The sequence below is a fragment of the Neobacillus ginsengisoli genome (assembly GCF_030813055.1).
In genome coordinates this window covers 44,476-69,601 of sequence record NZ_JAUSTW010000012.1, presented here as the reverse complement: position 1 = coordinate 69,601, position 25,126 = coordinate 44,476, and the positions used below count along the sequence as shown (strand labels likewise).

General features: G+C 40.3%; 25 protein-coding genes, 1 rRNA gene and 2 other annotated features. All 26 genes read left to right on the top strand.

Going from position 1 to position 25,126, the window contains the following annotated elements; genetic code table 11:
• Positions 1–95, top strand: a 5S ribosomal RNA gene (gene rrf, locus J2S10_RS24950); the annotation flags it as partial.
• A 613-nt stretch (positions 96–708) separates the two neighbouring features.
• The gene (locus tag J2S10_RS24945; protein ID WP_307413512.1) at positions 709–1,170 is read left to right on the top strand and encodes a CtsR family transcriptional regulator; all 462 of its coding nucleotides are present in this window, start codon (positions 709–711) and stop codon (positions 1,168–1,170) included.
• A 26-nt stretch (positions 1,171–1,196) separates the two neighbouring features.
• A complete protein-coding gene (locus tag J2S10_RS24940; protein WP_307413510.1) occupies positions 1,197–1,748 on the top strand; it encodes a UvrB/UvrC motif-containing protein in 552 nt (183 codons plus the stop codon).
• A gap of 1 nt (position 1,749) precedes the next feature.
• Positions 1,750–2,811 carry a protein arginine kinase gene (locus J2S10_RS24935; RefSeq protein WP_307413508.1) on the top strand — a complete coding sequence of 354 codons (1,062 nt, stop codon included), beginning with the start codon at positions 1,750–1,752 and terminating at the stop codon, positions 2,809–2,811.
• Positions 2,812–2,836: 25 nt separating this feature from the next.
• Positions 2,837–5,278: an ATP-dependent protease ATP-binding subunit ClpC gene (clpC, locus tag J2S10_RS24930; protein ID WP_307413507.1), complete on the top strand. Its 2,442-nt coding sequence runs from the start codon at positions 2,837–2,839 to the stop codon at positions 5,276–5,278.
• Between the two features lie 125 nt (positions 5,279–5,403).
• Positions 5,404–6,786, top strand: coding sequence for a DNA repair protein RadA (gene radA / locus J2S10_RS24925; RefSeq protein ID WP_307413505.1), 1,383 nt, complete (start codon positions 5,404–5,406; stop codon positions 6,784–6,786).
• A 3-nt stretch (positions 6,787–6,789) separates the two neighbouring features.
• A complete protein-coding gene (gene disA, locus J2S10_RS24920; protein WP_307413503.1) occupies positions 6,790–7,863 on the top strand; it encodes a DNA integrity scanning diadenylate cyclase DisA in 1,074 nt (357 codons plus the stop codon).
• Between the two features lie 217 nt (positions 7,864–8,080).
• The gene (locus J2S10_RS24915) at positions 8,081–9,169 is read left to right on the top strand and encodes a PIN/TRAM domain-containing protein (protein WP_307413501.1); all 1,089 of its coding nucleotides are present in this window, start codon (positions 8,081–8,083) and stop codon (positions 9,167–9,169) included.
• A 19-nt stretch (positions 9,170–9,188) separates the two neighbouring features.
• Positions 9,189–9,872: a 2-C-methyl-D-erythritol 4-phosphate cytidylyltransferase gene (gene ispD / locus J2S10_RS24910; protein WP_307413500.1), complete on the top strand. Its 684-nt coding sequence runs from the start codon at positions 9,189–9,191 to the stop codon at positions 9,870–9,872.
• A 14-nt stretch (positions 9,873–9,886) separates the two neighbouring features.
• Positions 9,887–10,369 carry a 2-C-methyl-D-erythritol 2,4-cyclodiphosphate synthase gene (ispF, locus tag J2S10_RS24905; RefSeq protein WP_307413497.1) on the top strand — a complete coding sequence of 161 codons (483 nt, stop codon included), beginning with the start codon at positions 9,887–9,889 and terminating at the stop codon, positions 10,367–10,369.
• 75 nt (positions 10,370–10,444) lie between these two features.
• On the top strand, positions 10,445–11,902 hold the full coding sequence (gltX, locus tag J2S10_RS24900) for a glutamate--tRNA ligase (protein WP_307413495.1): 1,458 nt from the start codon (positions 10,445–10,447) through the stop codon (positions 11,900–11,902).
• Between the two features lie 47 nt (positions 11,903–11,949).
• Positions 11,950–12,259: a binding site (T-box leader), on the top strand.
• Positions 12,260–12,278: 19 nt separating this feature from the next.
• On the top strand, positions 12,279–12,983 hold the full coding sequence (gene cysE, locus J2S10_RS24895; RefSeq protein ID WP_307413493.1) for a serine O-acetyltransferase: 705 nt from the start codon (positions 12,279–12,281) through the stop codon (positions 12,981–12,983).
• Complete coding sequence (cysS, locus tag J2S10_RS24890; protein WP_307413491.1) at positions 12,964–14,361, top strand: cysteine--tRNA ligase; 1,398 nt, start codon at positions 12,964–12,966, stop codon at positions 14,359–14,361. Before cysE ends, cysS begins: the two co-directional genes overlap by 20 nt.
• Before the next feature lie 4 nt (positions 14,362–14,365).
• On the top strand, positions 14,366–14,791 hold the full coding sequence (locus tag J2S10_RS24885; RefSeq protein ID WP_307413489.1) for a Mini-ribonuclease 3: 426 nt from the start codon (positions 14,366–14,368) through the stop codon (positions 14,789–14,791).
• Positions 14,788–15,534: a 23S rRNA (guanosine(2251)-2'-O)-methyltransferase RlmB gene (rlmB, locus tag J2S10_RS24880; protein WP_307413487.1), complete on the top strand. Its 747-nt coding sequence runs from the start codon at positions 14,788–14,790 to the stop codon at positions 15,532–15,534. The genes J2S10_RS24885 and rlmB overlap by 4 nt, the downstream gene beginning before the upstream one ends.
• Before the next feature lie 3 nt (positions 15,535–15,537).
• Positions 15,538–16,047, top strand: coding sequence for an NYN domain-containing protein (locus J2S10_RS24875; protein WP_307413485.1), 510 nt, complete (start codon positions 15,538–15,540; stop codon positions 16,045–16,047).
• Between the two features lie 87 nt (positions 16,048–16,134).
• Positions 16,135–16,767, top strand: a complete 633-nt coding sequence (sigH, locus tag J2S10_RS24870; RefSeq protein WP_370876283.1) for an RNA polymerase sporulation sigma factor SigH — start codon at positions 16,135–16,137, stop codon at positions 16,765–16,767.
• 111 nt (positions 16,768–16,878) lie between these two features.
• On the top strand, positions 16,879–17,025 hold the full coding sequence (rpmG, locus tag J2S10_RS24865; RefSeq protein WP_307413480.1) for a 50S ribosomal protein L33: 147 nt from the start codon (positions 16,879–16,881) through the stop codon (positions 17,023–17,025).
• Positions 17,026–17,072: 47 nt separating this feature from the next.
• Positions 17,073–17,255, top strand: a complete 183-nt coding sequence (secE, locus tag J2S10_RS24860) for a preprotein translocase subunit SecE (RefSeq protein WP_307413478.1) — start codon at positions 17,073–17,075, stop codon at positions 17,253–17,255.
• A 226-nt stretch (positions 17,256–17,481) separates the two neighbouring features.
• On the top strand, positions 17,482–18,015 hold the full coding sequence (nusG, locus tag J2S10_RS24855; protein WP_307413475.1) for a transcription termination/antitermination protein NusG: 534 nt from the start codon (positions 17,482–17,484) through the stop codon (positions 18,013–18,015).
• Between the two features lie 172 nt (positions 18,016–18,187).
• Complete coding sequence (rplK, locus tag J2S10_RS24850) at positions 18,188–18,613, top strand: 50S ribosomal protein L11 (RefSeq protein WP_192654866.1); 426 nt, start codon at positions 18,188–18,190, stop codon at positions 18,611–18,613.
• A 114-nt stretch (positions 18,614–18,727) separates the two neighbouring features.
• On the top strand, positions 18,728–19,426 hold the full coding sequence (gene rplA, locus J2S10_RS24845) for a 50S ribosomal protein L1 (protein ID WP_307413473.1): 699 nt from the start codon (positions 18,728–18,730) through the stop codon (positions 19,424–19,426).
• Positions 19,427–19,477: 51 nt separating this feature from the next.
• Positions 19,478–19,623 (top strand) — a sequence feature (ribosomal protein L10 leader region).
• A 33-nt stretch (positions 19,624–19,656) separates the two neighbouring features.
• Positions 19,657–20,157, top strand: coding sequence for a 50S ribosomal protein L10 (gene rplJ, locus J2S10_RS24840; protein ID WP_307413470.1), 501 nt, complete (start codon positions 19,657–19,659; stop codon positions 20,155–20,157).
• Between the two features lie 57 nt (positions 20,158–20,214).
• The gene (gene rplL, locus J2S10_RS24835; RefSeq protein ID WP_307413467.1) at positions 20,215–20,577 is read left to right on the top strand and encodes a 50S ribosomal protein L7/L12; all 363 of its coding nucleotides are present in this window, start codon (positions 20,215–20,217) and stop codon (positions 20,575–20,577) included.
• A 126-nt stretch (positions 20,578–20,703) separates the two neighbouring features.
• Positions 20,704–21,303, top strand: coding sequence for a class I SAM-dependent methyltransferase (locus J2S10_RS24830; RefSeq protein ID WP_307413465.1), 600 nt, complete (start codon positions 20,704–20,706; stop codon positions 21,301–21,303).
• Positions 21,304–21,560: 257 nt separating this feature from the next.
• A complete protein-coding gene (gene rpoB / locus J2S10_RS24825) occupies positions 21,561–25,121 on the top strand; it encodes a DNA-directed RNA polymerase subunit beta (protein ID WP_307413463.1) in 3,561 nt (1,186 codons plus the stop codon).
• The last annotated feature ends 5 nt before the right edge of the window (positions 25,122–25,126 follow it).

The window sequence follows — 25,126 nt, the reverse complement described above, 5'->3', positions numbered from 1 at the left end:
TCACACCCGTTCCCATACCGAACACGGAAGTTAAGCTTCTCAGCGCCGATGGTAGTTGGGACGCGAGTCCCTGTGAGAGTAGGACGTTGCCAGGCAAAGATGAAAGACAACCTGATATGGGTTGTCTTTTTTGTGTTTTGTCCGTAAGGACAATGGTCCTTATTAATGATCTAAACAATTCGCTGATAAAACTCCTAGATTCGCTGATAAAGTGCATTTTTTCGCTGATAAGCTGTATACAGAGTAGGTAGATGAATTGAAAACCCAGCTTTTTTCTTTTTATTTGCGAATAAATCCGTCTTATTTACGAATTACACGATTTTATTTGCGAATCTAATATTAAAGATAAAAATTATTAAAAACCACATAAAATGTCCACATTTTTATGTGTCCACTTTTTAGACTAACCTTATCCATCCCCTAAATCAGATCTTCAAGATTCCCAAAAAATCTAAAAATCCGAATCACTTTAAAAATCCTCCAAATTTACAAACAAACCTCCCCAAAATCCCCATATCGTTTACCCGAATCTACAAAACACAAAAAAACAACAACCCCCCATTTTAAAACCCCCTAATAAATTAAAAACTTCCACGTTTCACAACCGCGGGATTTGGAGAAAATCATTAGTATAGAATCGTTGCAACTGCATAAAATTTTCAGTATAATTTATGTCAAATATAGTCAAAGTCAGAAGGGGGTGGGAAGATGAGAAACATCTCCGATATTATTGAGAATTATTTAAAACATGTATTAGAAATGAGTGAGCAGGATCTTGTTGAAATCAAACGAAGTGAAATTGCCGATAAATTTCAATGTGTTCCCTCGCAAATCAATTATGTGATTAATACCCGATTTACAATTGAAAGAGGATATATTGTAGAAAGTAAACGAGGCGGCGGGGGCTATATTCGAATAATGAAGGTTCAATCGCATGATTTAGCCCATTTAATTGACCATTTGCTGTCACTCTTCCAAAACCGAATAAGTCAAACAAGTGCAGAAGATGTCATAGTTAGACTGGTTCAAGAGGAAATAATAACAAAACGGGAAGCGAAAATAATGCTTAGCGTTATTGATCGTTCCGTTTTATACATTGATCTTCCGTACCGCGATGAATTACGGGCAAGGATGTTAAAAGCTATGTTAACTACTTTAAAATATAAATGAATTATGCAAGCTGGAGAGGTGAAAAAATGATTTGTCAGGAATGTAATCAAAGGCCTGCTGCACTGCATTTTACAAAAATCATTAACGGCGAAAAGACAGAAGTACATCTTTGTGAAAAGTGTGCTCAGGAAAAAGGAGATATGTTTATCTTTAACGGAGGTTCCGGTTTCGCTTTTAATAATCTACTGGCGGGCTTACTAAATATTGATCCAACCATACAAAAACAAAATGAAAATCCATTTCATCAAGAGGAGATTCTTCAATGTAATCGGTGTTCCATGACATTTCCTCAGTTCGTTAAAGTAGGCCGCTTTGGCTGTGCCCATTGTTATGACACATTTAAGGAACAGCTAAAACCCGTGTTAGGCCGTCTTCATAGTGGAAATTGGTCTCATAGCGGGAAGATACCGAAAAGAATCGGCGGAGGCATTCATCTTCGAAAACGGATTGAAGACCTGAAAAACGAACTGAAGGAATCAATCTCACATGAAGAGTTTGAAAAGGCAGCTGAGATTCGCGATGAAATACGCACATTAGAGAAAAAATTAACTGGTAGCCATCGAGAGGGGGGAGAATAACGTGTCGCTTGAACATTTTTTAAATCAAGCAGTTAGCTCTTGGATGAGCGCAGAAGGACCTGATTCAGATATTGTCCTAAGTTCCCGTATCCGTTTAGCCAGAAACTTTGAGGACTATAAATTTCCAACACTATTTTCTCATGAAGAAGCAAAAAAAGTTATTTTATCAATGGAAGAAGTTTTAGGCAGCTCCGGTTTTAACAAGTTTGGGCAAATGGAATTATTAAAAATAGGAGAAATGCAGCCTCTTCAAAAAAGGGTATTGGTTGAAAAACATTTGATCAGCCCCCATTTAGCTGAAGATTCTCCATACGGTGCCGTCTTAGTAACTGAAAATGAAGAAGTTAGTATTATGATTAATGAAGAGGACCATATACGGATTCAGTGCTTATTCCCTGGGTTACAATTATCGGAGGCATTGGATACGGCGGGTGAAATAGATGATTGGCTTGAAGGCTATATTCAGTACGCATTTGATGAGAAATATGGCTATTTAACCAGTTGTCCCACCAATGTAGGAACAGGTCTTCGTGCTTCCGTCATGATGCATTTACCGGGATTAATCATAACGCAGCAAATTAACCGTATTATACCTGCAATTAATCAATTAGGGCTGGTTGTTAGAGGAATTTACGGGGAAGGTAGCGAAGCTTTAGGTAATATCTTTCAAATTTCCAACCAAATCACCCTTGGTAAATCGGAAGAGGATATTGGACGTGATCTGAAAGGGGTTGTTAGCCAGCTAATTTCACAAGAAAGGTCCTCACGTGAAGCATTACGGAAAACTTCTAACATACAATTAGAAGACAGGGTGTACCGATCCTATGGAGTTTTAACAAATAGTAGAATCATTGAAACTAAAGAAGCAGCAAGGTGTCTATCTGATGTTCAGCTTGGAATTGATATGGGCTTTATTAACAATATTCCAAAAAATATATTAAATGAATTAATGATACTGACACAGCCGGGTTTTCTCCAGCAGTATGCAGGCGGCCCGCTAAGACCAAATGAAAGAGACATCAGAAGGGCTGCATTAATTAGAGAACGGCTAAAAATGGAATAAGATAAATGGTGAGGAGGAAGAGAATATGATGTTCGGTCGTTTTACGGAAAGAGCACAAAAGGTTTTAGCTTTAGCACAAGAGGAAGCAATCCGTCTGGGTCACAATAATATTGGAACAGAGCATATTTTATTGGGCTTGGTTCGTGAAGGCGAAGGTATTGCAGCAAAGGCGCTTTATGGTCTCGGATTAGGTTCAGATAAGATTCAAAAAGAAGTTGAAAATTTAATCGGTAAAGGACAGGAAACTTCTCAAACCATCCACTATACACCAAGAGCTAAGAAAGTTATTGAATTGTCAATGGATGAAGCGCGTAAGTTAGGACATTCTTATGTCGGAACAGAGCATATTCTGCTTGGCCTAATTCGTGAAGGTGAGGGAGTTGCTGCACGGGTACTCAATAACCTTGGCGTAAGCTTAAATAAAGCACGTCAGCAAGTGCTTCAATTATTGGGCAGCAATGAATCAGGAGGACATCAGGGAGGAGCGTCTGTTAGCGCTAATACACCAACACTCGATAGTCTTGCCAGAGACTTAACAGCGATTGCAAGAGAAGGAAGTCTTGACCCGGTTATCGGAAGAAGTAAAGAGATTCAACGTGTAATTGAAGTCCTAAGCCGTCGTACAAAAAATAATCCTGTATTAATTGGTGAACCCGGGGTAGGTAAAACGGCGATTGCGGAAGGTCTTGCCCAACAAATTGTGAATAATGAAGTTCCGGAAATTCTACGTGATAAACGCGTGATGACCCTCGATATGGGGACGGTTGTAGCCGGTACGAAATATCGCGGTGAATTTGAGGACCGTTTGAAAAAGGTAATGGATGAGATTCGCCAAGCGGGAAATATCATTTTATTCATTGATGAGCTTCATACCTTAATCGGAGCCGGAGGAGCGGAAGGGGCCATCGATGCTTCTAATATTTTAAAGCCTTCCCTTGCACGCGGGGAACTGCAATGTATTGGTGCAACTACACTTGATGAATATCGGAAATATATTGAAAAAGATGCAGCGTTAGAACGGCGCTTCCAGCCAATTCGAGTTGATGAGCCAACAGCGGAAGAGTCTGTTCAAATTTTAAAAGGATTACGCGATCGTTATGAAGCACATCATCGTGTTTCGATTACAGATGAAGCGATTGATGCAGCTGTTAAACTATCAGACCGCTATATTTCCGATAGATTCTTGCCGGATAAAGCAATCGATTTAATTGATGAAGCGGGTTCAAAGGTTCGTCTTCGTTCTTATACAACCCCACCTAATTTAAAAGAATTAGAAGTGAAGCTTGAAGAAGTACGGAAAGAAAAAGATGCTGCTGTCCAAAGCCAGGAATTTGAAAAAGCTGCCTCATTAAGGGATACTGAACAACGCTTGCGTGAACAGCTTGAAGAAACGAAGAAAACCTGGAAGGAAAAGCAGGGAAAAGAAAATTGCGAAGTCACGGTTGAAGATATTGCCAATGTTGTTTCCAGCTGGACGGGAGTACCTGTTTCGAGGCTTGCCCAGACAGAGACCGCAAAGCTGCTGAATTTAGAGGAAATCTTGCATTCCCGCTTAATCGGTCAGGAAGAAGCTGTTATTGCTGTTTCAAAAGCGGTGCGCCGTGCAAGGGCCGGACTAAAAGATCCAAAGCGTCCAATTGGTTCATTTGTTTTCCTTGGGCCAACAGGCGTCGGGAAAACGGAATTGGCACGTGCACTTGCGGAAGCAATGTTCGGTGATGAAGAAGCGATGATTCGTATTGATATGTCAGAATACATGGAGAAACACTCTACCTCCCGTCTTGTCGGTTCTCCTCCGGGATATGTCGGCTACGAGGAAGGCGGACAATTAACTGAAAAAGTCCGCAGAAAACCATATTCCGTCATTTTACTTGATGAAATTGAGAAAGCACATCCGGATGTATTTAATATTTTATTACAGGTTCTTGAAGATGGCCGCTTAACCGATTCAAAAGGCAGAACGGTGGATTTCCGCAATACAGTGTTAATTATGACATCCAATGTTGGTGCTGAGGCCTTAAAACGTAATAAATATGTCGGATTTAATATTCAGGATGGGCAGCAGGATTACAAAGATATGAAGGGCAAAGTGATGGAAGAGTTAAAAAAAGCATTCCGTCCTGAGTTCCTGAACCGGATTGATGAAATTATCGTATTCCATGCTTTAGAGAAAAAGCATCTTGAAGAAATTGTTACACTATTGTCTGAACAGTTAGTCAAACGCTTGAAAGAACAACATATTTCTTTAGAGCTAACTGAATCGGCGAAGGCAAAAATTTCTCAAGAGGGTTACGATCCTGAATATGGTGCCAGACCATTAAGAAGAGCGATCCAAAAACATATCGAAGACCGGCTTTCTGAAGAGCTTCTTAAAGGTACAGTTTTAACAGGACAGCATGTTATAATCGATGTCGATAATGGTGAATTTATTGTAAGAACGGCTGAACAAGCGAGCCTAACTAAATAATCCATCTCAAATTCTTTAAACAGACTTCCTGCTTTGAAAGATAATTAGCTGAGGTACACGTGAATAAAGTCGAATCGTGTACCTCTTTTTTATTTAAGGGATAGATGAAAGGAAGAAACATCTTTATGGCAAAACGAAAAACAAAGTTTATGTGCTCGGAGTGCGGCTATGAATCTCCAAAATGGATGGGGAAATGTCCGGGCTGCGGTGAGTGGAATAAGATGGTGGAGGAAGTTGAAGTTACCGGAGCAAACAGAAGGGGAGCGTTTGCACATTCTCAGGGGAGTTCAACTATTGCTTCAAAACCTCTGCCGATTACCTCGATCGAAATGGAAAATGAACCAAGAATTCTTACTGACTTGAATGAACTAAACCGTGTCCTCGGCGGCGGTGTAGTGAAGGGCTCACTTGTATTGATTGGCGGAGATCCGGGAATCGGGAAATCTACTCTTCTACTGCAGGTATCATCACAACTTGCCCAAAAGGGAAATCAGGTTTTATATATATCCGGTGAAGAATCCTTGAGACAAACGAAGCTCCGTGCGGAACGATTAGGAATTTCTTCGAAAAATTTGCTCGTTTATTCCGAAACAAATTTAGAGGAAATTAACAGGACAATAGAAAATACAAGCCCAAGCTTTGTTATCATTGATTCAATTCAAACAATCTTCCATCCGGATGTTACTTCAGCCCCGGGAAGTGTCTCACAGGTACGTGAATGTACCTCGGAATTAATGAGAATTGGTAAAACAAAAGGAATTGCTATTTTCATTGTAGGGCATGTGACGAAAGAAGGCTCGATTGCCGGGCCAAGGTTGCTCGAGCATATGGTAGATACCGTTTTATATTTTGAAGGTGAACGGCATCATACGTATCGGATATTAAGGGCAGTCAAAAATCGTTTCGGCTCCACCAATGAAATGGGTATTTTCGAGATGAAAGAATTTGGTCTTGATGAAGTCGAAAACCCTTCAGAAATATTTTTGGAGGAACGCTCCCAAGGGGCAGCCGGTTCAACAGTGGTAGCTTCGATGGAAGGGACCCGTCCGGTTCTCGTTGAAATTCAAGCCTTGATTTCACCAACCAGTTTCGGGAATCCGAGGAGAATGGCAACCGGAATTGACCACAATCGTGTACCTTTGTTAATGGCTGTTTTGGAAAAGCGGATTGGGATGCTCTTGCAAAACCAGGATGCCTATCTAAAAGTGGCCGGAGGGGTAAAATTAGATGAACCGGCAATTGACTTGGCGATTGCTGTGAGCATAGCCTCGAGCTTCCGTGATAGTCCAACAAAACCAACAGATTGCATTATCGGTGAAGTAGGCTTGACAGGGGAAGTAAGACGGGTTTCAAGAATTGAACAACGAGTCCAGGAAGCGGCAAAGCTTGGTTTTGAGAGAGTCATCCTGCCTGCTAATAATCTAGGCGGTTGGAAGGGTCCAAAAGGAGTCGAATTGATTGGCGTTGCATCCGTTAGTGAAGCATTGAAAGCAGCATTGGGAGGGTAGCAGATGGAAATGAAAAAACTGGGTGAGCAAACCGTAAGCGAAGTATTACAGTTTGTTGCTCCGGGTACACCTATTCGTGATGGAATTGATAATGTACTGCGGGCAAATACCGGTGGACTTATTGTTGTTGGGTATAATGAAAAAGTGAAAAGTTTAGTAGACGGCGGTTTTCAAATTAATTGTCCGTTTTCGCCAAGCTTTTTATATGAATTGGCAAAGATGGACGGAGCAATTATTCTAAATGAATCGGGAAATAAGATCCTTTTTGCCAATGCCCAGCTTGCACCTGACTACGAAGTTCCATCCTCGGAAACAGGGATGCGCCATCGAACCGCGGAAAGAGTGGCAAAGCAAACAAAGGCGCTGGTTATCGCCATTTCCCAAAGAAGAAATGTGATTACATTGTATCAGGGGAATTTCCGCTATGCCCTAAAGGACATTGCGGTTATCTTAACCAAAGCGAATCAGGCTATCCAGACGCTTGAAAAATATAAATCTGTTTTGGAGCAAAGTATCGTTAATTTGAGCATTTTAGAGTTTGAGGAATCCGTTACATATAACGATTTTTTACTTGTACTTCATCGCTTTGAAATGGTTTTAAAGATAAAAAATGAACTATTAGCCTTTTTAAATGAACTTGGGACAGAAGGCCGCCTTATTCGTCTGCAAATGAATGAAATTTTAACGGATTTGGAAGAGGAGACGACGCTCATCATCAAAGATTATGCATTTGAGCGGGATATTAAGGCGCGTGAGGTTCTTCAGCGCATGCAAGCTATATCCAACAACGGAGCCATCGAAGATACCGTTTTATTAAAATTACTCGGATATCTTGGATATGTTCATCTTGATGAAAGTAAAAATCCACGCGGATATAGGATTCTTAATAAAATTCCGAGACTCCCGACAATCATCATTGAAAACCTTATCGGCTGTTTTGGTGAGCTATCGAAAATCATTTATGCTTCAGTAGAAGAGCTTGACGAAGTGGAAGGAATAGGGGAAGTTCGCGCGAAAAAAATCAAAGAGGGCTTTAAATTGATTAAAGAGCGCTTGTACACGGATCGCCAGCTGTAAATTGTATCGAAAAGGAAATTACTGGTATACTAAGAAGGAATATTCCTATTGTTTGACACTTGTTTTTTCCAATGCTACCCTATGAGGAGAAAATAGCTCCATCATTTTTTAAATGGAAACAAATATGTTTCAGGACGATTACAATTAGGAAAAATATTCATCAAACGCAGGTTTCAATTTTGCGAATATGTTTATAATGAGTAGGGGAGGTGAAGGAATGTTAAAACGAATAGTTCAAGCATGCTTCCTCATAACCGGAGGAACACTCGGAATTTTATTAATACCGGGATTGTTGAAAGTAATGAATATGAATGACATTCCTATTGTCAGTAACTCATATGTCACGGCTATTTTAGGTGCTATTATTTTTTATCTTATTACTTTTTGGGCAGTGGATTATGTAATTGAATTTATTAAATGGGCAGAAGACTCGCTTATTAAAGTCCCTGTTACCGAAGTCCTTTTTGGAAGTATCGGTCTGATTTTTGGGCTGTTGGTTGCCTTTTTGATTGGTTTTGCTCTTAATGCTGTCAAAGTGCCTATTTTAAATGCTGTTGCTCCTATTCTGCTGACATTGTTGTTTGGTTATCTCGGCTTTCAGGTAGGATTTAAGAAAAGGGATGAGCTTTTAAATCTTTTTACCAACCGGATAGGGAAGAAAAAGTCCGGTGATGAGGAGAATGAAAAAACCCCTAACCATCCTTTGAAAATATTAGATACCAGCGTCATTATTGATGGACGGGTTGCTGATATATGTCAGACCGGATTCTTGGAAGGAACGATTGTCATTCCTCAATTCGTGCTTGAGGAGCTGCAGCATATTGCGGATTCCTCTGATGTTCTAAAACGAAATCGCGGCCGAAGAGGCCTGGATATTTTAAATCGGATTCAGAAAGAACTCGCAATAAAAGTTGAAATTTACGAGGGAGATTTTGAAGAAATCCAAGAGGTTGATAGTAAATTAGTGAAACTTGCTAAGCTTACCAACGGCATTCTTGTAACCAATGATTTCAACCTTAATAAAGTATGTGAATTGCAAAATGTTTTTGTTTTAAATATTAATGATCTGGCAAATGCTGTAAAGCCTGTTGTTCTTCCAGGAGAAGAATTAACCGTTCAAGTGATCAAGGATGGAAAAGAGTATCATCAAGGTGTCGCCTATTTAGATGACGGAACGATGATTGTGGTCGAAGAAGGAAGAGAATACATTGGTAAAAGAATAGATGTTCTCGTAACCAGTGTCCTTCAAACATCTGCAGGCAGAATGATATTTGCTAAACCTAAATTATTGGAAAAAGCTTTATAGAGATTAGCGGGGTTAGAATATGTCCTATCAAGTGATTATCCCTGCTGCCGGGCAGGGGAAAAGAATGGGAGCAGGGAAAAATAAGCTTTTGTTAGAGCTTAATGGAATGCCTGTGCTGATTCATACGTTAAAGGTATTTGAGGATGATGAGAACTGTGATGGAATTATTTTAGCGATTCACCCTCAGGACGAGGATGCATTTCATGCTTTACTCAAGAAGTATAGGATAGAAAAAGTTAAAAATTTAGTACCTGGTGGGAAAGAACGTCAGGATAGCATCTATAATGCATTGAAAACGGTAGAATCCGAGGGAATTATTCTGGTGCATGATGCAGCACGCCCATTTATCCAAAAGAACCGGATACGCCGGTTAACAGAAACTGCGGAGAAAACCGGTGCAGCGATTATTGGAGTCCCGGCGAAAGACACGATGAAAAAGGTACGGGATAATGCGGTTGTGGAAACTGTCGAACGATCTAGCTTGTGGGCTGTTCAAACCCCACAAGCTTTTCGTATTTCAATCCTGCTTAATGCATATAAAAAGGCTGAAGAGGATCACTTTATTGGAACCGATGATTCCAGTTTAGTTGAACGAATCTCCTATCCCGTTTCAATGGTAGAAGGAGATTACGAAAATATTAAATTAACCACACCGGAAGATTTATTTTTTGCCGAGGCTATTCTAAAGAATAGAGAGTCATAAAAGGAGTTTTGCATATGTTCAGAATAGGTCAGGGCTTTGATGTCCATCAATTAACAGAAGGGCGGCCGCTTATTATTGGAGGAGTAACGATTCCGTACGAGAAAGGTCTTTTAGGCCACTCAGATGCAGATGTTTTATTACATACTGTCGCAGATGCCTGCCTCGGTGCGATTGGTGAGGGCGATATTGGTAAGCATTTTCCCGATACAGATCCAAATTTTAAAGATGCTGATTCCTCGAAGCTAATGGAGCATGTTTGGATGTTGGTCAAAGAAAAAGGGTATGAGCTCGTCAATGCCGATTGTACGATTATTGCCCAAAGGCCGAAAATGGCACCTTATATTGGACAAATGAAAGAAAGAATTGCCGAATTACTTGAAGCATCGCCTGAACAAATTAATGTAAAGGCAACTACTACAGAGCAATTAGGCTTTACCGGCCGAGGAGAAGGAATCGCTTCCCAAGCTGTTGTTTTATTGAAAAAGGTTAATATTTAGTCTTTATTGCTGAAAACCATAATGTTAAAATAAATCAGATGAATACCAATTGGGAAAGATGGAGGCATTATTGCGATGACAAACGATGTTCGTGTAAGATATGCACCAAGTCCAACAGGACATTTACATATTGGAAATGCTCGTACCGCGTTATTCAATTATTTATATGCCCGAAATAATGGCGGGAAATTTATTATCCGTATAGAAGATACCGATAAAAAGAGAAATATTGAAGGCGGAGAGGCGAGCCAGTTAAAATATTTAAAATGGCTTGGAATTGATTGGGATGAAAGCGTCGATGTCGGTGGTGAATATGGCCCGTACCGACAATCTGAACGAAATGACATTTATGAAACCTATTATAATCAATTACTGGAGTCAGGCCAGGCTTATAAGTGTTACTGTACGGAAGAGGAACTGGAAGTGGAGCGGGAAGCACAGACCGAAAGAGGCGAAACGCCGCAGTATTCTGGAAAATGCCGCCATTTATCGGCGAGTGAACGCAGTCAATTTGAAAGCGAAGGCCGGAAGCCAAGCATTCGTATCCTGGTTCCGGAAGCACGGACCTATACATTTGATGATATGGTTAAAGGTGTTGTTTCCTTTGAATCCGAAGGAATGGGCGACTGGGTTATCGTCAAAAAGGACGGAACGCCAACCTATAACTTTGCCGTTACCATTGATGATTATTTAATGGACATCTCTCATGTGCTTCGCGGGGATGACCATATTTCAAACACTCCGAAACAGTTGCTTGTGTATGAAGCTTTCGGCTGGGAGCCGCCGGTCTTCGGTCATATGACATTGATTGTCAATGAAAGTCGTAGAAAATTAAGCAAACGGGATGAATCCATCATTCAGTTCATTGAGCAATACGAAGAGCTGGGCTATCTTCCAGAAGCGCTATTTAACTTTATTACCTTACTTGGCTGGTCGCCTGCTGGTGAGGAGGAAATCTACTCTAAGAACGAGTTTATTGAGATTTTCGATGCAAGCCGTTTATCGAAATCACCGGCATTATTTGATAAGCAAAAGCTATTGTGGATGAACAACCAATACATGAAAAGGGTTGAAATTGACCGGGTTGTTGACCTTGCGTTGCCGCACTTAATCAAAGCGGGCCGTTTAAGTACGGACATGACCGATGAGCAGAAGCAATGGACAAAAAGCTTAATTGCTCTTTTTCAGGAAAAAATGAGCTTTGGTGCAGAGATTGTCGAGCTTACGGATATGTTCTTTAAGGACGACGCAGAATATGAAGAAGAAGCGAAAGAAATTCTTTCAGGGGAACAGGTGCCGGAAGTTTTAAAGGCATTTTCACAAGAACTTGACCAATTGCCAAACTTCCATGCAGAAGAAATTAAGGCTGCTATGAAAGCGGTCCAAAAATCAACCGGTCAAAAGGGGAAAAATCTCTTTATGCCGATTCGTGCTGCCGTAACAGGGCAAACTCACGGGCCTGACCTTCCTCAAGCAATTGAACTTTTAGGGAAAACAAAGGTTCAAATGAGAATAAATAAAATTATCAGTTAACATTGGAGCAAAAATATAATATATTAAAAGAAAGTAATTTTATATGTAACAAAGTGTTGAAGAGGAAAAGTAAAAGAATGACGCTTTAAAGAGAAAACCATCATCGGCTGAAAGTGGTTTATGCCTCTCATTTTTTGAAATGCACCTCTGAGCCCCGTTTCGAAACGATACGAATCCAAGTAGACATGGGCGGAACCTTTCCGTTAACAGGTAGAGTGAGACCAATGTTTAGCTTCAGCCTTAAGCCCCTGGAGGGAATAAGCGGTGTCCGTAGGATTTCCATTTAGGAAATATGCTACCCGGTATGAATGAGCTTTCGGTCTAATCAGAGTGGAACCGCGCCCAAGCGTCTCTGTCAATATGACAGGGGCGCTTTTTGTTTTTTTTAAAATTTTCAAGGGGGAAACCGGCTATGTTCAAAATATTTAAAGAAGATATTGAGGTTGTTTTTGAACAAGATCCTGCAGCAAGAAGTTACTTAGAAGTGATCTTAACGTATTCAGGTTTACATGCGATTTGGGCACATCGTTTTGCGCATGCCTTCTATAAGCGAAAATTTTATTTCCTGGCACGGGTAATTTCGCAGGTGAGCCGATTTTTTACGGGGATTGAAATTCATCCCGGGGCAAAAATAGGCAGGAGGTTTTTTATCGATCATGGTATGGGAGTTGTGATTGGGGAAACATGTGAAATTGGTGACAATGTGACAGTTTTTCAAGGTGTAACCCTTGGGGGAACCGGTAAAGAAAAAGGGAAACGGCACCCGACCATTAAAGATAATGCTTTGATTGCAACGGGAGCAAAGGTCCTTGGATCGATTACCATTGGGGAAAATTCTAAAATTGGTGCAGGCTCTGTCGTTTTGAAGGAAGTTCCGCCAAATTCCACCGTTGTCGGAGTTCCCGGAAGAGTAGTCATTCAGGATGGCAGACGAATTAATAAGGATTTAAATCATTGTGACCTGCCGGATCCAATTGCCGACCGTTTAAGAGAAATGGAAATGGAAATAAATGAACTAAGGCAAGAGCTTGAAGAATTAAGTGAAGAAAGGATTAAAGTCAATGGCCATTCAACTTTATAATACACTTACACGCAAAAAGGAAGTTTTTGTTCCCCTTGAAGAGGGAAAGGTTAAAATGTATGTTTGCGGCCCTACGGTCTATAATTATATCCATATAGGGAATGCCCGTCCTGCTATTGTCTTCGATACGGTACGACGGTATTTTGAGTATCGGGGTTATGAGGTTCAATACGTCTCCAATTTTACAGATGTAGATGACAAATTGATTCGTGCGGCAAACCAACTCGGGGAGGATGTTCCGACTATTGCTGACCGATTTATTAATGCCTATTTTGAAGATGTTTCCGCACTGGGCTGCAAAAAGGCAACTGTTCATCCCCGGGTAATGGAAAATATGGATATCATCATTGATTTTATTAGCCGACTGATTGGAAAAGGCTACGCGTATGAATCCGAAGGAGATGTATATTTCCGGACTCGAAAATTCGACGATTATGGTAAACTTTCCCATCAATCGATCGATGAATTACGAGTGGGTGCAAGGATTGAAATTGGCGATAAAAAGCAGGATGATCTAGACTTTGCTTTATGGAAGGCAGCGAAAGAAGGAGAAATCTTCTGGGAAAGCCCATGGGGAATTGGCAGACCTGGCTGGCATATTGAATGCTCGGCAATGGCGAAAAAATACCTTGGTGAAACCATCGATATTCATGCCGGGGGGCAGGATTTGACATTCCCGCATCATGAGAATGAAATTGCTCAATCGGAAGCACTATCAGGAAAGACGTTTGCAAATTACTGGATGCACAACGGCTATATTAACATTGATAATGAGAAAATGTCCAAATCTCTCGGTAATTTTGTTCTAGTCCATGACATCATTAAAAAACATAATCCGCAAGTATTAAGGTTTTTTATGTTATCGGTGCATTATCGAAATCCAATCAATTACAGTGAAGAATTATTGGAGAGTACAAAGGCGGCATTTGAAAGATTAACAACCTCCTATCAAAACTTAAAACACCGGGCATCGGCCAGCACAGATTTAACCGATAATAATCAAGAGTGGCTGGATAAAATAGCTGAGCTGCGTGACCAATTTATCAAAGATATGGATGACGATTTTAACACTGCAAAAGCGATTTCTATCCTATTCGAGCTTTCAAAACTAGCGAATTATTATCTTTTGGAAAAAAACACAGCTGTCGAAGTAATCAATACCTTCTTATCGGAATTTGAACAATTATTCCATGTTTTAGGTCTAACGATAGAAGATGAGGAAATGTTAGACGAAGAAATTGATGCCTTAATTGAAAAGCGAATTCAAGCGCGGAAGGACCGGAACTTTCAATTATCGGATCAAATTAGAGATCAATTAAAGGAAATGAATATTATTTTAGAGGATACGGCGCAAGGGACAAGATGGAAAAGAGGCTAATTTAATGCTTAATTATGAAAATAAAGTGGATGCCAAACAATTAAATAGCCTTGCCCTTGCCTATATGGGAGACGCTGTCTTTGAAATCTACGTAAGGCGCCACCTCCTTCAAAGCGGGAAAGTGAAGCCGCACCACTTACACCGTACAGGTACGAAATATGTATCTGCAAAAGCGCAATGTCAAATTTTATTTCAGATGATGGATGATAAACTTCTCTCTGACAATGAATTAGCAGTTGTAATGCGCGGACGAAATGCAAAATCAGGGACAATCCCGAAAAATACGGATGTCCAGACGTATCGTTACAGTACTGCGTTTGAAGCTTTAATGGGATATCTTTATTTAACGGGGGAATTGGACCGGTTAGAAGAACTCATTCGTAAGGCATTTTCGTATGTGGCTGAAGAGAAAGGAGGAACAGTAGGATGAATCAGGAAGAATACATCATCGGAAAAAACCCGGTGATTGAGGCACTAAAATCAGAAAGAGATATTAATAAAATCCTTATTGCTGAAGGGTCGCAGCGCGGTCAAATGCAGCAAATCACCCAGCTGGCAAAAGAAGCAAATGTGATTGTTCAATTTGTACCAAAGAAAAAAATCGATCAAATCACGGATCAAAATCATCAAGGGGTTCTCGCTTATGTTGCAGCATATCAATATGCGGAACTGGATGATTTATTTGCTGCTGCGGAAAAGAAAAACGAACCTCCTTTCTTTCTGCTGTTGGATGAAATTGAGGATCCCCATAACCTAGGCTCCATTATGAGGACAGCAGATGCTGTCGGGGCGCATGGAATTATTATTCCAAAACGGAGGGCTGTAGGCTTAACCGCAACAGTAGCTAAAGCCTCAACAGGTGCAATTGAATATATTCCGGTCGTACGAGTGACAAATATGGCAAGGACAATTGATGAATTAAAAGAACGCGGTGTGTGGATTGCAGGAACAGATGCCCAGGGAAAAGAAGACTATCGCGTGTTTGATGGGACACTTCCACTTGGGCTCGTCATAGGCAGTGAAGGAAAAGGAATGGGCAGGCTTGTCAGGGATAAATGCGATTTTCTGATTCATTTACCAATGACAGGAAAAGTAACTTCGTTGAATGCATCCGTTGCAGCAGCACTCCTCATGTATGAGGTTTATCGAAATCGTCATCCTCTTGGGGGATAGTTTATGGATATCCTGCTAGTTGACGGATATAACATTATCGGTGCATGGCCGGAGCTCAGGACATTAAAGGAACGTGATTTGCCTGCCGCACGGGACCGTTTAGTGGAAAGGATGGCAGAATTCCAAGCATATTCCGGTTTCCATGTCATTGTTGTATTTGATGCACATTTTGTTCAAGGGACCGAGAAAAGATATAAAAATCATAAAGTTGACGTGATTTTCACAAAGGAAAATGAGACAGCTGATGAGCGGATTGAAAAAATGGCTATTAGTTTAAACAATCGGAAAACGCAAATTCATGTAGCCACCTCCGATTTTACGGAACAATGGGCAATTTTCGGACAAGGGGCCTTAAGAATATCCGCTCGTGAGCTGCTTCATGAAATGTCTTTGATTGAAAAAGGAATTGAAAAAAAGGTAAAGAAAATCCAAGAAAAAAAACCAGTATCCAAGATACCGATTAGTAATGAAGTGGCAGAAATTTTTGAAAAATGGCGCAGAGGGAAAAAATGAGCGTTGAGATTAAAAAAATTCTGATGTATACTAATACTATCTATGCTTGTACGGTGGAGGGGATCGACGTTGAGTACAGAATTCGGGATGAAAATCAACGAACACTTCATTGTAATGGAAGATGAAGAAATCGTTGATTTAGTGCACCAAGGTGACACGGAGGCTTTGGATTTTTTAATTCATAAATATCGAAATTTTGTACGAGCAAAAGCAAGATCCTATTTTTTAATTGGGGCAGATAAAGAAGACATTGTCCAAGAAGGTATGATTGGTCTTTATAAGGCGATTCGTGACTTTCGGGAGGATAAACTTACTTCCTTCAAAGCGTTTGCTGAGTTATGTATAACCCGTCAAATTATCACTGCGATTAAAACTGCTACAAGGCAAAAACATATTCCTTTAAATTCCTATGTTTCATTGGACAAGCCTATATATGATGAAGAATCAGACCGGACATTGATGGATGTTTTATCAGGTGCAAAGGTTCTTGACCCTGAAGAGCTAATTATCAATCAGGAAGAATTTGATCATATTGAAGTGAAAATGACCGAATTGTTGAGTGATTTAGAAAGAAAGGTTTTAGCTCTTTACTTAGATGGACAGTCCTACCAAGAAATTTCTGAAGAACTGAATCGTCATGTCAAATCTATTGATAATGCCCTGCAACGTGTAAAACGAAAACTAGAGAGATATTTAGAGGTTCGAGAATTTTCTTTGTAAATCGACATTATTGTCTATAATATTAATACGCTCTCAAGGGTTATTGACAATAATTTGGGTGCATGTTACATTTTTAAAGATAAAAATGATGGTTTTTTGAAGGTGTAAACAATGAGTAAAAAAATTATCCTAGCTTGTGTGGAGTGCGGTTCACGAAATTATTCGACAGCGGGTAACCAGACACAATCAGAGAGATTAGAATTGAAAAAGTTTTGCAAAACATGCGGTTCTCATACAAACCACCGTGAAACAAAATAATTTTACTAGATTCCAGCAGTGCTATTCATATAGTTGGGGGTTATTGAATGCAACGCATAAAGAAGTTTTTCAGTGATGTTTTCCGTGAAATGAGAAAGGTAAGCTGGCCGAGACGCGGTGAATTAACTCGTTATACGATTACCGTTTTATCGACTGTTGTATTCTTTGCTCTTTTCTTTGAAGTGATAGATTTTGGGATTTCGAAATTGATTCGTTTAATTCTTGAATAATAAACTATATTTCATGGTATAATGGTGAATAATACAGGAAATTTTATGTAAAGCCCGTTTAACGGGTTTTTTCATTTGGTTTAAAAACGAAAAGCGGAAGCGCCTTGGTCAGGACCGAAGCGACTCGAGGGGCTAGGCGCTGGAGCTAGACAGTGATCATAGTTCAAAATAACAAAAGGGTTACTGATAAAAATGCAGGGAGGGACGGACGCTCTAGTCCTCTTAAATGGAAAAGAATTGGTATGTTGTTCATACTTACTCGGGTTATGAAAATAAAGTAAAAGCTAATTTAGAAAAACGTGTCGAATCAATGGGTATGGCGGATAAAATTTTCCGTGTCGTTGTTCCGGAAGAAGAAGAAACAGAAATTAAAAATGGTAAGAAAAAGGTCGTAAAACGTAAAGTTTTCCCTGGGTATGTGTTAGTTGAAATTGTGATGACGGATGATTCCTGGTATGTAGTGAGGAATACACCCGGTGTAACCGGATTCGTCGGTTCTGCCGGTTCGGGTTCAAAGCCGACTCCGTTGTTGCCGGAAGAGGTAACTGGATTACTGAAGCGTATGGGCGTTGATGAAAAACGAGTCGATGTGAATTATGAAATTGGCGAAACCGTTCGGGTGAAAGAAGGTCCATTTGCCGACTTTACCGGTTCCATCGAAGAGATGGATAAAATGAAATCGAAGCTTAAAGTTCTTGTCAATATGTTCGGTCGCGATACCCCGGTAGAATTAGATTTTACACAAATCGAGAAATTATAATGTAAAAAAACTTGAAATCAATTTCAAAAAATGTTAATATTTCATAGGTCAGTATGTCTCGATTGCTGAGACAAGACTTATGTCAAGTTCTTTATCTTTATATAAAGACAGATGCCTGAGTGGGAGGGTTTATCCCTATTACCACATCACGGACTTTAAGGAGGTGTGTCTCGTGGCTAAAAAAGTAATTAAAGTTGTTAAATTGCAAATCCCTGCTGGTAAAGCAAATCCTGCACCGCCAGTTGGTCCAGCACTTGGTCAAGCCGGTGTTAATATCATGGGATTCTGTAAGGAATTTAACGCTCGTACAGCAGATCAAGCTGGTTTGATCATTCCTGTTGAAATCACGGTATTTGAAGACCGTTCATTTACATTTATTACGAAAACTCCTCCTGCTGCCGTTCTTTTGAAAGTAGCAGCTGGAATCCAGTCTGGTTCAGGCCAGCCTAACCGTAATAAAGTAGCAACAGTTAAGCGTAACACAGTACGCGAGATTGCGGAACAGAAAATGCCTGACCTCAACGCAGCTAGTGTTGAAGCAGCAATGCGCATGGTTGAAGGTACTGCACGCAGCATGGGTATCGTTATCGAAGACTAATCCATGTAAACTGTTGGATGTAATGAGGGGTTGCGACGTTGATATATTTCACTCGCAACCTTTTTCGTGGGAGGTAACATTCCGCTAAAACCACAATCTAGGAGGAAAAATTAAATGGCTAAAAAAGGTAAAAAGTATTTAGAAGCTGCAAAGCTTGTAGATCGTACAAAAGCTTACCCGATTGCAGACGCAATTGACCTTGCGAAGCAAACAAATTTTGCGAAATTTGATGCAACTTTAGAAGTAGCATTCCGTTTAGGTGTTGACCCTAAGAAAGCTGATCAACAAATCCGTGGAGCTGTTGTACTTCCAAACGGTACTGGTAAAACTCAACGCGTTTTAGTTTTCGCGAAGGGTGAAAAAGTGAAAGAAGCAGAAGCAGCTGGTGCTGATTATGTAGGTGATGCTGAGTACATCAACAAAATTCAACAAGGTTGGTTTGAATTTGATGTCATCGTAGCAACTCCTGACATGATGGGTGAAGTTGGTAAACTTGGCCGTGTATTAGGACCTAAAGGCTTAATGCCAAACCCTAAAACTGGTACAGTTACATTTGATGTAACTAGAGCTATTAACGAAATTAAAGCAGGTAAAGTTGAATACCGCGTTGACAAAGCTGGGAATATCCATGTTCCAATCGGTAAATCATCTTTTGAAAACGAAAAGCTTGTTGAAAACTTCAACACAGTTTTTGAAACAATGTTAAAAGCTAAGCCTGCTGCTGCAAAAGGTACTTACATGAAGAACGTAACTGTTACTTCAACTATGGGACCTGGTGTGAAAGTAGATCCTTCATCCGTTGCGGTAAAATAATTTTTAGTTGACAAACAATAATATATTTTATATAATATGTTTTGTTGTTTAAAATAATAAACATTTGTACTGTAGACAGCAGGTGCCAAATGGCTTAATGTCCTGCCGAGGTAATGCGATAGAATTGGCTGAATTAATCGGCTATTGTATGCTGCCTCCATGTCGTTGTTAAGATATGGAGGTTTTTACTTGCCTGGTATAAATGTAGAGAATCTACAGGAGGTGTAAAGATGAGCAACGCAATCGAATCAAAAAAATTAATCGTTGATGAAATCACCGATAAATTAAAAGCTAGCAAATCAACAATTGTTGTTGATTATCGCGGACTATCTGTTGCTGAAGTAACTGAACTTCGTAAACAACTTCGCGAAGCTGGTATCGATTTCAAAGTTTACAAAAACACAATGACTCGCCGTGCAGCTGATGCAGCTGAGCTTTCAGGTTTAAATGATGCGTTAACAGGTCCGAACGCAATTGCGTTCAGTAACGAAGACGTAGTAGCACCTGCCAAAATCTTGAATGATTTTGCGAAAAAGCATGAGGCACTTGAAATTAAAGCTGGTGTAATTGAAGGAAATGTTGCAACAGTTGAAGAGGTTAAAGCTCTTGCTGAACTACCTTCACGCGAAGGCTTACTTTCTATGCTACTCAGCGTACTACAAGCTCCAATTCGCAACCTTGCTCTTGTTACAAAAGCAGTTGCAGAACAAAAAGAAGAACAAGGCGCGTAAGTTAATCTGAAACGCTATCCTAATAAAACGAACGTAAACTAAGGAGGAAAATTTATCATGACTAAAGAACAAATCATTGAAGCAGTTAAATCTATGACTGTTTTAGAACTTAACGATCTAGTAAAAGCAATCGAAGAAGAATTCGGCGTAACTGCTGCTGCTCCTGTAGCAATGGTAGGCGGAGCTGGAGCTGCTGCTGTTGAAGAGCAAACTGAATTTGATGTAATCCTAGCTAGCGCTGGCGATCAAAAAATCAAAGTTATCAAAGTTGTACGTGAAATCACTGGTCTTGGACTTAAAGAAGCAAAAGACCTTGTTGACAACACTCCAAAAGCTGTTAAAGAAGGCGTTGCTAAAGAAGAAGCAGAAGAAATCAAAGCTAAGCTTGCTGAAGTTGGAGCCAACGTTGAAGTTAAGTAATTACCAAAAAAATGAGCTCGCTGTCTAAGCGGGCTTTTTTTCGCTTAAGAAAAATCCATCGATTGTTTAAAAAATGAAAGTCCTCTTTTTTCTTCAATTATATACGCTCTCCGGGAGGTGAGTCTGTTGACTGAACACTACTATTCTCGTACCCAAAAGGTTGAAAGTGATCCGAAATATTGGGATTTTACACTCAGGAATCATCTATTTCGTTTTAAAACGGATAATGGTGTCTTTTCGAAAAGGGAAGTAGATTTTGGCTCACGTTTATTGATTGAAACGTTTGAAATGCCGAAGGCGGAGGGGCTTGTTTTAGATGTAGGTTGCGGATATGGACCGATTGGCCTATCAGTTGCGAAGAGCTTTCATGGACGAACCGTTCATATGGTTGATGTCAATGAGAGGGCGATTGAATTGGCAAAGGAAAATGCTGAACTTAACCGGATTCAAAATGTTGTTATATACGAGAGTGACCGTTTGGTAAATGTAAAGGAAAGTAATTTTTCAGTGATCCTAACAAATCCACCGATTAGGGCCGGAAAAAAGACAGTTCATGATATTTTTGAACAAAGCTACGAACGTCTTGTTTCACACGGTGAGCTCTGGGTGGTCATTCAAAAAAAACAAGGGGCACCATCCGCAATTGAAAAATTAAAAGAATTATTTTCTGTTGTTGAGACTATTGACAAATCAAAAGGTTATTTTATCATTAAATCGATAAAATAGTTGACTGGAAAATGTCACTATGGTAGCATTATAAAATGCCATCATAATATTTTCCGAATTATTCCTATAAATACTTACTTTTTATGTATAAAATTGGATTGATTAGGAAAAGATGACAAAATAATAGTCAAAATGTGAAAATGTGGTTTTTGATTTAAAAAACCCTTTTTCTTTTTGTCTGATGGAAGGAATGTCAATTCCTTGCTGAGGACGTAAATAAATTTTTATCATAACGCTTGATTTGAGGGGTGAATCAGTTGACAGGTCAACTAGTTCAGTATGGACGACACCGCCAACGAAGAAGTTACGCGCGAATCAGTGAAGTTTTAGAATTACCAAATCTTATTGAAATCCAAACCTCTTCATATCAATGGTTTCTTGATGAGGGATTGCGTGAAATGTTCCAGGATATTTCACCGATTGAAGACTTTACTGGTAACCTATCACTGGAATTTATTGATTACAGCCTTGGCGATCCAAAGTATTCTGTTGAAGAATCAAAAGAACGGGACGTTACATATTCAGCGCCGTTGCGTGTTAAAGTGCGTCTAGTTAACAAAGAAACAGGCGAAGTAAAAGACCAAGATGTTTTTATGGGTGATTTTCCGCTTATGACGGAAACAGGTACGTTTGTCATTAATGGGGCAGAACGTGTTATTGTTTCCCAATTAGTCCGGTCACCGAGTGTTTACTTCAGTGGGAAAGTTGATAAAAATGGAAAAAGAGGATTTACAGCGACTGTAATTCCGAACCGCGGCGCTTGGCTTGAATACGAAACTGATGCCAAAGATGTCGTATATGTAAGAATAGATCGTACTCGGAAACTGCCCGTTACGGTTCTTTTGCGTGCGTTAGGGTTCGGTTCTGATCAAGAAATCATTGAATTGATTGGTGATAACGAGTATATTCGCAATACGTTAGAGAAGGACAACACAGAGGGTGTTGAAAAAGCACTGCTTGAAATTTATGAGCGCCTCCGTCCGGGTGAACCGCCAACCGTTGATAATGCGAAAAGCTTATTGGTTTCCCGATTTTTTGACCCAAAACGCTATGATTTAGCGAACGTTGGGCGTTATAAAATCAATAAGAAGCTTCATATTAAAAACCGCTTATTCAATCAGCGTCTGGCAGAATCCCTTGCTGACCCTGAAACAGGTGAAGTTATTGCGGAAAAAGGAACAGTCCTTGATCGCAGAAATCTGGACCGAATCATTCCTGCTCTTGAAAAAAACATTAACTTTAAAGGCTTTAATCCTGCCGGTGGTGTAGTCGAAGAAGAAATTATTCTTCAAGGAATTAAAATCTATGCTCCAAATGATGAAAGTGAAAAAGTTATAAATGTGTTGGGCAACGCCTATGTGGCAGAGCCAATTAAAAATATTACTCCTGCTGATATCATTTCATCCATAAGTTATTTCTTTAACTTACTGCATGGTGTCGGTGATACTGATGATATCGATCATTTGGGTAACAGACGTCTTCGTTCTGTTGGAGAATTGCTGCAAAATCAGTTCCGTATCGGATTATCCCGGATGGAACGTGTGGTTCGCGAAAGAATGTCCATTCAAGATACAGCAACAATTACTCCGCAGCAATTAATTAATATCCGTCCTGTGATCGCTTCGATTAAAGAGTTCTTTGGCAGCTCTCAGCTTTCACAGTTCATGGACCAAACGAATCCGCTTGCGGAATTAACTCACAAGCGTCGTCTTTCAGCATTAGGACCGGGTGGATTAACCCGTGAACGTGCAGGCTTTGAAGTCCGTGACGTACACTATTCCCACTATGGCCGTATGTGTCCGATTGAAACGCCTGAGGGTCCGAACATCGGACTAATTAACTCATTATCATCATATGCGAAAGTAAACCGCTTCGGTTTCATTGAAACTCCATACCGCCGTATTGATCCTGATACCGGAAGGGTAACAGGCCGAATCGATTATTTAACCGCAGATGAAGAAGATCTCTATGTAGTGGCACAAGCAAACTCCCGTCTTGGAGATGATGGGTCATTCCTTGATGAAGATGTAGTGGCGCGTTTCCGCGGTGAAAATACAGTTGTTAAACGTGAACGCATCGATTATATGGATGTATCACCAAAACAGGTTGTATCTGCGGCAACAGCATGTATTCCGTTCCTTGAGAATGATGACTCTAACCGTGCCTTGATGGGTGCGAACATGCAGCGTCAAGCCGTACCGCTAATGCAGCCTGAGGCTCCTCGCGTTGGTACCGGTATGGAATATGTATCCGGGAAAGATTCAGGTGCGGCTGTTATTTGTAAGCATGATGGTATTGTGGAACATGTCGAAGCACGTGAAGTATGGGTTCGTCAAATTAAAGAAGTAGATGGTCAAGAAGTAAAAGGTGACCTTAAAAAATATCGACTCTTAAAATTTATCCGTTCAAACCAAGGTACCTGCTATAACCAGCGTCCAATCGTTGCAGTAGGTGACCGTGTGAAGAAAGGCGAAATTCTTGCTGACGGTCCTTCAATGGAGCTAGGGGAATTAGCTCTAGGACGTAATGTTCTCGTGGCCTTTATGACATGGGATGGCTATAACTATGAAGATGCGATCATCATGAGTGAACGTTTAGTAAAAGACGATGTGTATACATCGATTCATATTGAAGAATACGAATCCGAATCACGTGATACAAAACTGGGACCGGAAGAAATTACCCGCGACATTCCTAACGTAGGGGAAGACGCCCTTCGTAATTTAGATGAACGCGGTATTATCCGTACCGGGGCAGAGGTAAAAGACGGAGACCTTCTTGTTGGTAAAGTAACTCCAAAAGGGGTTACAGAACTTACTGCTGAAGAAAGACTTTTGCATGCTATTTTTGGTGAAAAAGCACGTGAAGTCCGTGATACTTCTCTTCGTGTACCACATGGCGGCGGAGGAATTGTTCACGATGTTAAAGTCTTTAACCGTGAAGATGGCGATGAACTCCCGCCGGGTGTGAACCAGCTTGTCCGTGTCTATATTGTTCAGAAGCGTAAAATTCATGAAGGCGATAAGATGGCTGGTCGACATGGTAATAAAGGGGTTATCTCAAGGATTTTACCTGAAGAAGATATGCCTTACCTACCAGACGGAACGCCAGTTGATATCATGTTAAATCCTCTAGGGGTACCTTCTCGTATGAACATCGGTCAGGTGTTAGAGCTTCATCTTGGAATGGCAGCCCGCTACTTAGGAATTCATGTAGCCTCTCCAGTATTTGATGGTGCTCGTGAGGAAGATGTTTGGGGAACGATTGAAGAAGCTGGAATGGCGCGTGATGCGAAAACGGTTCTATATGATGGCCGTTCAGGTGAACCATTTGATAACCGTGTTTCTGTAGGTGTTATGTATATGATTAAACTTGCACACATGGTTGATGATAAGTTACACGCCCGCTCAACTGGACCATACTCACTTGTTACGCAGCAGCCACTTGGCGGTAAAGCACAATTTGGTGGACAGCGTTTTGGTGAGATGGAGGTTTGGGCACTTGAAGCATACGGAGCAGCATATACACTTCAAGAAATCCTAACAGTGAAATCAGATGATGTAGTTGGTCGTGTGAAGACATATGAAGCGATTGTAAAAGGTGAAAATGTTCCAGAGCCAGGTGTTCCTGAATCATTCAAAGTATTAATTAAAGAACTTCAAAGTCTTGGTATGGATGTGAAAATTCTATCAGGAGATGAAGAAGAAATTGAAATGCGTGATTTGGAAGATGAGGATGACTTACAACAAGTCGATACGTTAAACATTGTTTCTGAAGCGCAGAACTTTGAATCAGAAAAAGTCGGTTCAAAAGAGTAGTTACT